Annotated in this window: 2 protein-coding genes (1 of these 2 running past the window's edge); both read right to left on the reverse strand. The window is 36.1% G+C overall.

What is annotated here, in order from left to right:
* Window positions 1–14,166, reverse strand: the beginning of a protein-coding gene (ebh, locus tag J3R86_RS05730; protein ID WP_207518460.1) for a hyperosmolarity resistance protein Ebh. 14,706 nt of this gene lie to the left of the window's left edge; 14,166 of the gene's 28,872 nt are visible here — the first part of the coding sequence; the start codon lies at window positions 14,164–14,166; the stop codon falls past the left edge of the window.
* Between the two features lie 664 nt (window positions 14,167–14,830).
* The gene (locus J3R86_RS05735; RefSeq protein ID WP_207518461.1) at window positions 14,831–15,709 is read right to left on the reverse strand and encodes a 5'-3' exonuclease; all 879 of its coding nucleotides are present in this window, start codon (window positions 15,707–15,709) and stop codon (window positions 14,831–14,833) included.
* Window positions 15,710–15,717: the final 8 nt, after the last annotated feature.

The raw sequence follows: 15,717 nt of genomic DNA on the forward strand, positions 1-15,717 counted from the left end.
TTCATTAATAATCGTTTGAGCATTAGTTACTGCTGTATTGTAAGCTTGTTGCTTATCTATGTCTGCGTTGACATATTTACTTTGTGTACGTGTTGTTGCATCATGTTGAATGCTTGTACGTAATTGACCCATTGCTGTATTTAATGCTTCTGCTTGTGCTTTGATTTCAGCTACTTTTTGACGTGTTTGAGCAGCATTGACTGCTGTAATTTCAGCATTACGTTGTGGTGTATTGAGATTATTTAATGCACCAATTACTGTATTAGCAGCTTGTTGGTCTTTTTCAAGTTTTTGTTGACCGTGTAAATTACCAAAAGCAGTAGTCACAGCTGATGTTTGTTGCTCAATGACTGCTTTATCCATTTGTGGATTAGCGTTCGCACTGATAGTATCTTCAGCTGTTGAAACGGCATTATCGTATGCTGTTTGTTGTTGACTGTCTTCATTAATATAGTTGCTAGATTTTTTCACAGTAGCAACATTTTGAATACTGTCACGTAATGCTTTCATTGCATTATTTAACTCTGTCGCATGTTGCACTTGATTGTTAACAGCTGAAATTGTTGTAGCTGCATTAATACGAGTTTCCTCTTCAGTACGTTGAGCAGTTGTTAAATATTGCATATGACCTAAATTAGCAATGGCATCACGTTTAGCATCCGCTAATTGACCAATACCATTCAAAGCACTTTTAGCAGTTGTCACGGCATTCGTTAGTGCTTCAATCTGTGCTTTCGTCATTGTTGGATTTGACGTTTGTGCTATAGCTTGTTCAGCGTTGCGTAATGCTTGATCGTAAGCATCTTTGTGCTGTTGATCCGCATTGATATATTTGCTATCACCTTTGATCGTTGTTTGATCAGCAATACTTGCTTTTAATGCTGTCATCGCATTATTCAAATCAGTTGCTAATGTTTTAACATCTGTGACTTGTTGACGACGTTGTGCTTGGTCAACTTGGTTATTCAATGCTTGTCGTTGTGCATTATTTAAGTCATGCATTTGTGCGATTGCAGCTTTAGCTTCAATTTGTGCTTGATGTAATTTATCTTCACCATGCAATTGATTTGTAGCTTGTTCGATAGCTTGCGTTGCACGTTCAATTGTTGCTTTATCTAAATCTGGATTTGCAGCTTTATTGATAATTGCTTTCGCTGCTTGGATAGCCGTATTGTAAGCATTTTGTTGTTGTGCGTCTTCATTGAAATAGTTAGAACTATTCGTTACTTGTTGTTCTTTGGCAACTTGTGCTTTTAAGGCTTGCATTGCAGTGTCTAAGTCACTTGCTGTTTGTTGTTGGCTAGTCACTTCTGGAATTGTTTGTTTGTCATCTACTAATGCCTTTTCAGCAGTTTTTTGCGCTGGTGTTAATGATGTCATCGCATCAATGGCTTGTTTAGCTGCTGTTTTACTTTGTGCAAGTCTTTCAACACCATTTAATTGATTGTTAGCATTATTAACTGCAGTCGTTTGTTGTTCAATGTCAGCTTTCGTTAATGTTGGGTTTGCTGTTTGATTAATGATGGCATTGGCAGCTGTTACTGCATCATTATATGCATGTTGCTTATCTTGATCAGCATTAATATATTTACTACTGTTTAAGACATTTTGATTATCTGCCACACTTTGACGTAATGCTGTCATGGCACCATCAATTGATTTAGCATCAGTTAACTGGCTATTGACATCTGTAATCGTATTTTTAGCATTAACTAATTCTTTTTCTTTGTCTTTTTGAGCATTATTTAAACCATGTAATGCTGTAATTTCGTTGACTGCGTTTTGTTTAGCTTCTCTTAAACGTTGTTCACCATTTAACGCTTGGTATGCAGTTGTAACATCATTGGCTTTTTGCGTTACTGTAGCAGGTGTCATTGTTGGATTATTTTGCTCTCCAATAATAGCTTCAGCTGCTGCCACTGCTTGATCATAAGCTGTTTGATTAGCACTATCTGCGTTAACATATTTAATCGCTGCTTTTGTAGCCGTTTTATTAGCAATACTATCGCGCAGTGATTGCATAGCATTATTTAATGTATTAGCGTCAGCTTTAAGTTGGTCTACTGACGTAATTGTATTAGCACTAGTGATATCTGCTTTAAACTTATCACTTTGTGGTTTGTTTAAGGCATGATAACCATTGATTGCTTGCATAGCCACTTGTTTCGCTTGTGCCAAGCGTGTATCACCATCTAATGCTTGTTGTGCACGACTAACATTTTGAGCTTGACTAATAATCGCTGTTTTATCCATTGTTGGATTTGTTGTTTGTGCGATTGTTGCTTTTGCTACACGTACTGCGTCATTATAAGCACCTTGTTTTGATGTTTCGGCATTGACATAGTTTGTACCAGTTACTATTTGTGAATTATTAGCAATGGCATTTTCTAATTGACCCATTGCTGTATTCAAGTCATCAACATGTTGTTGTTGAGTTGCTACGTCTGTTTTAGTTGTTTTAGCATTAACTAAATTTACTTCTTCATCTTTTTGTGCTTGGTTTAAATGACTTAACGCATTGATATGATTAATTGCCGCTGTCTTAGCTTCTTGTAACCGTTGAACACCATTTAATGCTGCTTTAGCATTTGTCACAGCAGTCGTTTTTGCTTGCACATCTGTAGCTGACATTGTTGGATTAGCTGTTTGTGCAATTAAAGTATTAGCGTCTGTTACAGCTTGATCATAATTGTGTTTCAAATTATCGTCAGCATTAATATATTTGCTTTCACCTTTAACTGTTGCATCATCTGCTACACTTTGTCGTAATTGTTGCATAGCATTATTAAGATTTTGGGCATCACTAACAATTGTTGGTAATTGGCTTCTTAAATGAGCAGCATTAATTAATTGTTGTTCTTTCGTTTGTTGTGCTTGGTTTAACGCTGATAATTGATTAATAATTGCTAGATCTTTGGTTTTATCTGCTTGTAATTTTTGATCACCATGTAATCCTGTTATGGCATCATTAACTCGTTGTGTTACTTGTTCGATTGAAGTCTTATCCATAATTGGATTGTTATTTTGATTGATATCGTGCTGTGCTTGAGTTACAGCAGCTGTATATGCTGTTTGCTCTGCTGAATCTTCATTTAAGAAATTACCACTAGCTTTAATATCTTGTTGATTGGCAATACTATCACGTAATGCTTTCATTGCACCGTTTAAATCTGTTGCATTAGTCTTAATACTTTCTAGTTGTGCATGATTTGGTGCTTGATTCACTTGATTTAAATATTGTGCTTTTTGACCATCATTTAAGCTTGTCATGCCATTAATCGCAGAAATGTATGGTTGACGATCAAGTGTTAATTGTTGACGTGCTTGTTCTAGTTCATTTTTAGCATTGTCATCTTTTGTCACCGCTTGACGAATGTCAGCAACTGTTGGATGACCTGCTAATAAAGCTTTACCTTCATTTAATGCTTGGCGGGCTGCTGTAAGTTTTGCATTATAAACATCTAACGAACTTTGTGTCATACCGACTGTGTCAGTTGGTGTATTGATGCTAGCTTCTAAAGCATTTTGTGCTGTAGTTAACGGTGCTTTGTCTGGTGTTAAGTTAGCAACTGCTTGTTTGTAACTACTATTTTTTGCATCAACATTAGAAGTCTCAGTGGCGATTTGTTGTGCTGTCGCGTCACCATTGTTAATCACAGAATCAGCTTGAGTAATTTCCGCTTCAGCTTGTTGACGTGCTGTATTGTAAGCAGCAATTGATTGTTGTGTCATACCATCAGTTGAAACTGCTTTGGCAAGTTCTTGCTGTAATTTAGCTTTGGCAGCTTGTAATGCACTGTTATCTTCTTTTGGATGCAATTGATTAATAGCATTTGTGAGTTCGTTATTGACGCGATTTACTTCTTGCAACGCATGTTCCACTTCACTAACTGTACGAATTGGTTTGTTAATCACTGTGTTAGCTTGATTTTTGGCATGAGTAATGTCATTTCTAATAGCGTTATAAGCTTTGTTATAAGCTGTGACACTCGCTGGTTTCATACCTGTTGTTGTACCAACACGATCCAATTTAGCTACTGCAGTTTGTAAAGCAGTAACATCAGCTGTTAAGTGTGCTTTAGCATCATTTAATGCTGATAATGCTTGTTCAACTTTTGTCTTTTCATCGGCAATTTGTTGCTCTGTAGCATCACCATTATTGATGACATTATTTGCTGCTGTAACAGCTGCTTGTGCCTCGCGTTGTTTAGCTTGATAGTCATTAACACTTTGGCTCGTCATACCAGTCGTTGATGGTACTTGATTAATAGATGCTTGTAATTGATCTTTGGCATGTACTAATTGACTATTATCAGCTTTTGGCACTAATTGATTAATGGCAGCTGTAACTTTAGTTTGAACGGCTTGAACTTTTGCTAAGGCATCTCTTACTGATTGTACAGAAGGATTAGCATTATCAATGACACCTTTTGCTTCAGCTTTGGCAGCATCTACTTCATGTTGAATCGCATGCATTGCTTGATTGTATTTTGTAACACTGGCTGGGCGTTTGTCCGCTGTATCTACATGTTCATTCAATTTATCGTATGCTGCTTGTAATGCTGTTTTATCTGCTCTTAAACCATCTTTAGCTGCATTATAGGCTTGTAATGCTTGCTCTACTTGTGCTTTTTCATGCGCAATATCTTGATCTGTCGCATCTCCATTATCAATAACACGTTGTGCAGCTGTCATTGCTTGACGAGCAGCAGTCAATTTTTCATTGTATAGTTGTGCTGTTTGCGCTGTCATACCATCAGTACTAGCTGGCGTCGCAATTGCTTGTTCTAATTGTGCTTTAGCTTGTTTTAACGTACTATTGTCAGCTTTTGGTACTAATTTTGCTTTCGCTGCGTCGACTTTAGGTTGTACAGCATGAATTTTAGCCAAGGCATCATTAACTTGAGCTACTGTTGGATTATTATTTGCAATTACACTAGTCGCTTCATTTTTCGCAGTATTAATTTCGTTTTGAATTTGACGCATTGCATTTTGATATGCTGTGACACTTGCTGGACGTTTATCGGCAGTTGTCACTGAACTATTTAATTGTTGCAATGCTTGTTGTAACGCTGTTTTATCTGCTCTTAATCCATCTTTAGCAGTGTTATATGCTTGCAATGCTTGATTAACTTTTGTTGTTTCATCACTAATTTGTTGCGCTGTGGCATCGCCATTGTTAATTACTGCATTAGCATTCGTAATTGCTTGGCGAGCGGCTGCTAACTTGTCGTTATAGTTACGAGTTGTATCAGCCGTCATACCAGTAGTATCGGCAGGTGTAGCAATAGCATGTTCAAGATTTTGTTTAGCTTGGACGAGTGCACTATTATTTTCAACTGGATGCAGTTTAGCTATAACAGTAGTTAATTTCGCATTAACATTATCAACTTGTCTTTGAGCTTGTTCTACTTCTTGTACTGTTCTAATTGGTTTATGAATAATAGTTTCAGCTGCTCGACGTGCTTGGTTAATTTCAGGTGTTAGAGCTTGATATGCATGATCATAATCAGCTATACTTGCTGGTTTTTTACCTGTTTTATCTCCAACTCGATTTAAATTATTAACTGCACTTTGTAATGCTGTAACATCAGCTGTTAAATCATGCTTAGCTTGATTTAAAGCAGTTAACGCATTATCGACTGCTGTCTTTTCTGCTGCGATTTGTTGCTCTGTGGCATCACCATTATTGATGACATGTTGTGCTGCTGTAACTGCTGCTTGAGCTTGTTGTTTATTAGTATTGTAATTATTAATACTCGCTTGTGTCATACCAGCTGTTGATGGTACTTGAGCAATCGCTTGTTCTAATTGAGCTTTTGCTTGTTGTAATGCACTGTTATCTGCTTTTGGCACTAACTTCGCTTTCGCAGCGTCTACTTTAGTTTGAACTGCTTTTATTTTGTTTAAGGCAGCCGTTACTTGGGCAACTGATGGATTGGCATCTTGTAAGATTTGATGTCCTTCTTGTTTAGCAGCATCTACTTCATGTTGAATCGCTTGCATAGCTTGATTATATTTTATGACGCTTGCTGGACGTTTGTCTGCTGTATCTACATGTTCATTCAATTTGTCATATGCTGTTTGTAATGCTGTTTTATCAGCTCTTAAACCATCTTTAGCAGTATTATATGCTTGTAACGCTTGATCAACTTTTGTTGTTTCAGCACTAATTTGTTGAGCTGTGGCATCACCATTGTTGATAACTGCTTCAGCTGCGTGAATTGCTTGCTCTGCTTCACGACGTTTATCATTATATGCTTGAGTTGTTTGTGCAGTCATACCTACCGTTGAAGCGGCTGGTGTCAGTGCTTGTTGTAATTGATTTTTTGCATGTACTAACGCAGAGTTATCAGCACGATTTTGTAATAAGGCTTTCGCTTCATTGATTTTAGTTTGTGCTGCTTGGACTTTTGATAATGCTGCAGATACTTGTTGTGGTGTTGCAGTTTGGTTAGCAATAACTTGATCTGCTTCTGTTTTAGCTGCTTGGATTTGTGAATGTGCAGCTGACATTTTGTTGTTATATGCTGTAATACTTGCTGGTGTTTTACCATTAGTATTTATCGCATTGTCTAATTGATGTCTTTCAGTGATCAATTGACGTTTATCGGCACGTGTATAAATATTTTCAGTAACTTCTTCAGTACTATTATCGTTATATGTGATAGTAACTGGAATTGGTGTTGTACTTCCACCAGCTAAGTTAGTAGGCATTACAGTACCATGTTTAATAGTAGCATTACGTTTATTTGCTACTTGAACTGCGTTATTAATTTCATTGGCTGTAACGTTACTTCCATAATCTTTATTGATTTGGTTGATTGTCACATTATGTGCAGCTGGTGCTGTAATTGTACTCACTTTTGTACGACCTGTTGCACCACTACTAGCTTTCGCTGTAACTGTTATTGATGAAGTTGGTTTGATCGTATTAGCGTTAAATGTTACTTTGCCCGTTGCACTGTCCACTGTGACATAAGCAGGTTTATTGGTCATTGACCATTGACCATTGCTTCCTTTTGTTACAGTTATCGTTTTTTGTTGCTCTCTACCGTTAGCTAACTTTTCAATATAAGCAATGTCTAGAGCATCAGTTGGATTTGTAGTGTTAACTGGATTGTTAGGTGTAATGTCTAACGTACCATTTTGCCATTCTTTTGAACGTGCTTGATTTGGTTCGGCTGCTACAACGACAAAGTTATCGCTTGCTATACTATCGCTGGCAATTTCACCGGTACCTTGTGTAGCTACAACAACAATATTATCTCCCGGTTGTAGTACACCAGCGTTAATTGTAATACCAGAAGCACTACCATTTATACCAGTTACTGAAGTAGCTGCAGGTTCTTTAGACCATGCACTTCTATTATTTGCTCTAACAAACGTTGTTAATGTTTGACCATTTTTCTTAATTTCTAAGTGATCTGCGTATTCAGTAACATTGCCTGCATGTGTTGCAACTGATTTATCTAGACCTGGTGTGATCGTAATCGTACCATTAACAGTCTCTGAGATTGTTGCTTTATTCGGTTGTACATGTTTAACAATGAATTTAGCTGGTTGTGACGTCATCCATAAATGGTTAGAACTATCATAAATGTTGTATTGAGCATTATATACTTTAGCAATATTAGGACGATTCATTGCTGTCCGTGTAGCATTACTACTTCCAGTGGCAGTATTATTCCATGTGTAATGCCATAAGTTTGTTGGTACGCCATTACCGTTTTCTAAATGAACATAGCTGTTTACATCTATTCCTGATGCTAGCGTTTGTCCAACTGTAGTAACATATTCAGGTTGTGCAAAGTCGAAATTGTAAACATAGTAATCTACTGGCACTCTATAAGGTGTTGAAATGCCATCATAGGATACATTTATTGCTAAATGCTGTACACCTGCTTGTTGTGCGTTTGGCGCAGTATTATGATCCCATTGTGCAGTAATACCTGTCATATCTGTATTTCTAGGGAAGTCTAAATAATGCATTGGATCTGTACCTTTACCAGGTTGATTACCTTTTTTGTCATACACAGGTGCTGCAGTTGGTTTGGCATAGACTTTTACTGGTACATTTACTTCTCTAGTACCCTGTCCATTAGGTAATGTGACTGTAATTGTCTTAGTAAAGTTGCCTACCGTATCTTTCCATGTATCTGGTGCTTCATTCCATTGCGCCGTCGCTCTTCTTGGTAAATGATCTATATAATGCGCAGCATCATTATTGAGATTTGTACCACCTTGTAAAATGACTACACCTGGATTGGTCGCATGTAATTGTGCTGTAACACGCACATGGTTACTATCAAGTGACTCAATAGATTCTGCTTGTGTTAGACGTACTGCTTGACCAGCACTATTTAAAGTGTCATAAGTCATATTTGGATCAGTTATGAAAGAACGCGCATAAATTTCACCTTCAGGCAATGCCTCAGTTACCGTAGCTACTGATGAGTTATTACTACCGTATGTTACATTGCTAACTGTTAATTTTGTACCATCTGCTTTAAATATTTCTAATGGTGAATTTGTTAAAACATTATTAACAGTAATTTGTTGGTTCGTTAATCCCGCTTTATATGTCACAGAATTACCATCTACTCGTGGTGGGTCTGGTCGAACTTTAGCCAAGATTTTAACTTCTTCTACTTGACCGTTAGGATATGTGACACGTGCAGTTTTAGATTGTAGACCTACAACTGTCCAGTTTGGTCCATCACCATTAGGGAAATTAAAGTTCATCGCACCTGCGCCACCAGGCCATGAATTATTAACTGGTTTCAAATATTCTCCCGGCCAGTATCCATTATTAATACCATTAAATTTTCTACCTCTAGAAGTAATGAATATTTCTTTCGGTACACTTCGTGCAACCATATAAGATGATTCTTTAACTATCGGTGTTGTTTCTCCATCGTATAAGATATTAGCTCTAACCGTAATATCACGACCATAGTCTGTACTATTAATATTTGGTTCATTACCTGCAACCCATGTGATTGTAGCATCAGGAACTGCTCTACCATCTGCTAATTTAAAGAAGTTGGCAGCACCTGAACCTTTACCAGCTGGGAAATTTTGTCCATAAACTGTATATTTAGGATCTGCAATCACTTCATATAATGCATGTTTAACAAGTACATCAATTTGAGAAGTTGTACCATCTGCATAACGATATGTTACTGTCACTTGTGCGTGATTACCGTTACGACTAACATTACTTACTTCTTTAGCAGTAATTTCATTAGTTGGTGCTGTCACATAACTACGATTTGGTATTTTTTCAGTTGCTGTAATACTATTTAAAATCAATTGTTTATCAGCATCTGACACCGTTGCATTATTATGAATATTCGCAATTCTAACAGGATTTTGTTCACTTGAAGATGTTGATAAACGATATTTATCATTTAACGGTTTAATTGTTGCTGTAAATGAATGTTGTGTTTCATTGTTACTTGTATCTGTTGCTATGACATTCACTGTTTGTGTCTTAGGTGCAGTGACGTTTTCAGCAACGACTGTAATCAAATTATTGGCAACATTAATCGTAGCATTTGCATGTGAACGTTGATCTACAGTAACACTTTTTAATTGATAGTTATCTGTAGCTACTGCTTGGTTACGATATGATTCACCTGAATAGACAACTCTATTTGTATAATCATCAAGTCTTAATGTAGGTTTAATCGTATCACTAGGTACAAAATAAACGTTAATAACATCTGTTGTATTATCAAAGGTTTGATTTAAACGATTTAAATATGTACTTGGCCATGACGGTACTAAGTATAATTGCGCTTTAAATATCGTATCTGCTACATTACGAACATTATTTGGTTTAATGATATGTTCTAAAGTAAATGCAGGCACACCATTTTGAGCTGCAATTGGTGCATTAACTAATGAAGAATTACGGAAATCAGAACGTACATTAGAATATGGTACATTCACGCCACCTACGCCATTACTACCTTGTACTAAGTCTAGAACTTGAGTAACTTGTCCGTTCAATGTATATTGACGCAAGCTAATATTGGAATCATTCGTCATAGAGAAACCATTTCCTGCTTGTCCTCGTCTAGCATTTTCAGCATCTAATTTATCACTACCAGATATATTATTGCGTAAGCCTGCTTGTGAAGTTGTTGCTGTAATGATACGTAATACATCGTTGAGATTAAGTTGTCGACCTGTTGTCGCATCATAACGATAAAGTAATGATTTATGATCTGGTCCCCATTCAAAGCCGATATCCGTAGTTCGATTCGGCACATGTTGACTTGTCCATGTCACTTGATAATCATGTGGGAAATCAACCCAGCGTAAGAAATTCATGTGATCAAAGTCAGAAGTAAATGCTTTGTCTATACTATTTTTATGAATAGATACAGTCACAGTACTTACATGACTCGTATCTTCAGGATTATTAACAGTGATTTGATCAGGTGTCAATGCTAATACACCTCTATTAGCATTGATAAATGCTTCTTTCACTCTATTGACTTCATCATCTGTTAATTTAAATGGTGATGTACGGAATACTCTTTGATCACCACTTGGCTGTTGAATATCATAAACTGCAAGTTTGATTAGCATTTCTTCAGTCGCTTTGTGATAGGCATTAGCAACATTAATATGATAAATATAACTTCCTGCATCTAATCGAGATACTTCATCTGGCGTCGGAATATGATCACGTGCCGTAAAGCTGATATAAGCATTATTTGGTAAACGTGAACCATCATTTAATGTGAAATATTGTTTAATATCGCCAATATCAAAATGTTGGCCTTTAGCTATCATAATCGTAGCTTGTTTCATATTACTGCCGTCAGCATATTGGTCTGCTCGAATTGGTTCATATGTAATTACTTCACTTGGTTGTAAACGGTTAGTTGAACCATCTTTATAACGTACTTCTACTGAACCATTTGCAGATGCTGAAAATGGTTTAGTTGTTTGTAGATATTGGCTAATTGCCGTATTTTTAGCTGCGACTGCATTAGCAATTCGCTCTCTCATGTCTGGTAAAATACCCACTGGATTATTGACAACTACTTTTTCTGCATCAGGTAAGCCGACAGCGCGATGGTCGCTTGCTAATTCACCGATATCAATAGCTAATGTCTTCGTTCTTGTGTTATTCGCGTTATCAGTAGCATTAACAGTCACTTGAATATGTCTATTAAATACATTACTTAATGGTAACGTACCACTAATTGTTAATGTTCCTGACATATTATCTGCCGCTTTAGTCACATTGAAAGTTAGACCTTGAGGTAAACCTTGGACATCTACTTGTTTAATTCCTGTACCATATGCTTCCTCATTAATATTCATTGTGATATTAACTTGATCACCATTATAATATTTATTCTGTAATCCTGTTGGTTCACTAATTGTTGGCGCGACATCGTCTGGTAGCATTGTGACACTATTACCATAATTCGATTTTATATCTTGATTAATAACGAAGACTGCTTTAATATTGCCACTCGTTGGTAATGGTTGAATAAAGTCGTATTTATTAGGACCACCAATGACCATCGTACTACCTTGACCATCGTATTGTGCACCAGCTAAAATATTATATTTTGTAGGCATAGTACTTGGATCGTTGGTACCATCAGTTGCTAACGGTCCCGTATTGACGATTTGAACTGTACCTGGCGTTCCGACTGGCAAGTTGCCAACTGTAATAGGTGTTGTCATGGAGCCACCTTTACCACGTAATTCATTTTCAGTTGTTAAAATGATTGGTGGTCTAGGTTTAGAACGAATTTCAAAGATTTGTTCCACATTACCGAAACGGATTTTACCGTAGTAGTCTCCAGGTGGCATATTACCTACTAATTCTAAGTTTTTCTCCGTAGCTGTATTTGTTCTACCAACAGCAGGTTCTATTCTTATGCTATCTGGAATACCACTAATATCATAGTCACTATCATCAAACGGCTCATTACTTTGTAAATGAATACGAATAGGTTGAACATAGACGGTTGGATGATTACCTATAGTGTCTGCTCGGTTTTCTAATGGACCTGAATTGACAAAGATGACAGGGTGTCCTGCATCTTGTGATACTTGTTGGTCACCACGTCTTGTTGTTTCATCATTAGAGAAGAATTCAACATTATATGTTACTGGTGGTTTAAGATTTAACCAAGCATGTTTAATTGTTTGGGTATTTCCTATATTATCCGGGAGATTAAACAATAGTAAGACATGCATATGATGTCCAGGGTCATTGAGTGCACGTTTCATATTCGCTTCTGAAAAATAATTGTCTATTTCTTGTTGCGTCATTGGTTTAACAGTACGGTGACGGTTATACATGTAGTTCATGGCACTAATTGGTGCAAAGCCCATCAATCTATCGCTAGGATTAACGACATAGCTTTGTGGGTCCTTAACATAGTCGCCATCTTCACCTTTAAGTGGATCTAATACATCTTTTGTAACATATGTCCAATTATCATAATCAATCACTTCTTTAGTATTACCTAAATGATAGGTACGGTCTTGTGTAGCTAAGATACTTTGAATTCTGTGGGAATATTCTCCTCTTGGTTCAACATATAATTGTTCATAGTTAAATTTTTGATTGTATTCAACTGAACGTGCACCAGCAGCATAGAACAACCTTGTATCAATTGGTCCTCTTGTCTTGAATTTAATAACAAAGTTACTGTTACCATTACCGACAAATGAATACATTGTTTTTAAGCCAGGAATTTCGCTTTTATCTTGACCATTTAATTGTCGGAATAGCTGGTCTCCATAGTTTCTATATACTGGATTGGCATTATCTTGGTTAAAATAGTCGGGCGCATGTGCAAAGTCTGAAAAGTTTTGAATAATTTGTTGTGGCCAATCGTAAAAAAGATGACCTGTGGTTGCTGGACCCATTTTAAAGTCATGCGCTCTACGATCCATACCTCCTGATGATGTCCACATTTCTGGTAATGGCTTACCTTCTTTATTACCAACACCAGAACCAGTAAAGCTGCCAGTTTTTTTAGGTGTTAAGATTGAAAATTGTACTCTACCTACTGGAACTTGATCTTGTGGAATACCAAACCAGTAAATCATAGATTCATGTGGTCGATGCCCTTTATTATAATTAATCGTCCATTCGTAACCATCCGATACACGTTTCGCAGTGATATAAACTAAGTCTTTAACATTGGTAACCAGCACCTGATTCCATGGTGTTGTTGGTAAATAATATGGTGCCCCTTTATTAGAAGCCTCAATATATGTACCTGCTGGATAGCCTACTTTATCATCTTCATTTAGAAAATAATAAGCATTAAATGCACGGTTATAATTGACATTGCCAGCATCTCTCTCTGCAATTTGATGCTTTTTACCTTTCTTTGAAGGCTGAAGATGTGGCATGGTACGAATCGTTGCCACTGCTTGCTCTAATTCTTTATATAACAATTCTAGTGATTTGCTATCTGGTTCATCATTATTTCCAAGTAGTGTATTTACTTTATCGAAGACTGCCTTAACATGATTAAATGCTGTTTTATCAGCTTTATCTTTATCGATAAAGCGATAATCATGGTAACTTGCATCGAAAAATGCTTGTAACTTTTGTTTATTATATTGTGTTGATTGCGCACTATCTTTATTGTCACTTTGTGTAGGCGCAACGTTATTACTTTCTGATTGTTCTGTTAATTTAAATTGTGGTTTGTTTTGATGTTTACGATCACTTGTAGTTACTTGTTTGTCGCTATCTGCAGCTACATCTTTATCGTTTTTTGTTGCGATATTGTCTGCTGCTTTGACAGTTTTAGAATTTTGTTGTTGTTGTTCTGCGTGTTCAGCAGTCGTTGTATCTGTTGTTGAAAGTTGTGCGACATCTTTATTATTCGTCGTATTATTAGTATTACTAGCGTCAGTTTGATCTTGTTTCATCATTGACTGCGTGTCATTTTGTGGTGCATCGTTATGCACTACAGTTAATTTACTGTCATTTTCATCTTTGTTCGTCGCTGAATGAATTGCTTTGTCAACTGTTTGTTGTTCTTCAGCATGTGCTTGTGATGTATTTAACCCTAAAAATACTAACGTCGCAATGACTGTTGAAAATGTACCCACAGTGTATTTACGGATACTAAATTTCTGCAATTTATCACGATGATTCACAGCGTTCCACTCCTCTTCTTGATGTTATGTCTTGTTGTTATTGTTGTGAAAGTATGAGTCTCTATCTATTAACTTATTACTTTGTCGTTTCGTCCTTGCAAAATTAAATAGAGGTTAAGACAAATGTAGTTTGTATTTGAACTAAACCTGATATGAAGACATATTGTTAGTTACATGATATTCAATCAATGATGTTCTCCTACAACACCTATCTTCGAAAAATAATGACGATATCTTCCATTATCAAACTAATAATGTCCTAGCCCCCAAAAAATAAGAGTCCATGTTGTTCACTCAAAAATTTATTAAGTACATCATGCTCTCTCATACATCACAATTTATTCTTGAACAAATTAAATCATGTTCTATTTAATATTATCACAACTCTTATAAATAAGTAAATCGAATTTGTGAACAATTAAAATAATTATAAATAAAAATCATTCAAAGAGAAGATTGACACATTTTTTCTCAATCAAAATAAAATATTTAAGCTCAGATGGATTACTTCGAAAATTTTTCAAAATGATTTGTAGTAAAAATTATTTTAACTTCTTCAAAACAACATAAAAATTAATGCTCATCATGCCAAAGCGACAACAAATAAAAAACCAACCTGCAGAGATTTTGACATCCCCAGGTTGGTTTATTGTTATCTATTCAGTTAAAAATTGCTAGCAAGATATTTTCCTGATACATATAATTCATGTTCATTACAAATTGATAATATGTCATTTAATGAATGTGCATACGTCATATCTTCAAATAATGCATCACTATCTAAAGGTACATCAGTATAAATTTCTGCAAGTCGTTTCGACAAGTGTAAATTATCAATATTGTCATTAATCTTTTTTTGCTGTCCTGCTGTTAAGTCATTGATATGTTCAATTACATTTTCGACGGATTGATATTGTTGAATTAATTTGATAGCCGTCTTTTCGCCAATACCTTTAACACCTGGATAACCATCTGCAGTGTCTCCCATAAATGCTTTAATATCAATTAATTGAAGCGGTTCTAGTCCATATTCCTCTTTAAAGCGCGCTAACGTATAACGATTATAAATAGAAAAACCTTTCTTGATTAACCATACTTCAACATTAGGATTAACACATTGTAAGATATCTTTATCTCCAGTAATAATATAGACGTCACTATGTTCACTATATTGTTTGGCTAAACTACCTATAACGTCATCCGCTTCATAATTGTTAACACCTATATTAACGAAACCTAATTGCTGTGAAATCTCTTTAACATAATCAAATTGTGGAATAAGTTCGTCTGGTGGCGCTTGTCTATTTTGTTTATAGCCGTCAAACATGTCATTGCGAAATGTTGATTGTCCCATATCCCAACACACAGCAACATGCGTTGGATTAGCATCATGAATCGCCGTATAAATATGTCTGACAAAGCCTTGAATACCATTCGTTGGCACTCCTTGTGAATTGTACATAAATTGTTGATGTAAGCTCGTAGCATAAAAATGTCTAAATAATAATGCCATACCGTCAACAAGTAATACTCTATTTGTCATTGCTAGTC

This window comes from Staphylococcus simiae (assembly GCF_017357005.1).
Taxonomy (GTDB): Bacteria; Bacillota; Bacilli; order Staphylococcales; family Staphylococcaceae; genus Staphylococcus; species Staphylococcus simiae_A.

Bases quoted from the DNA above. Each gene is read 5' to 3' on its own strand.
- J3R86_RS05735 (WP_207518461.1), bottom strand. From the start codon at position 15,709: ATGACAAATAGAGTATTACTTGTTGACGGTATGGCATTATTATTTAGA.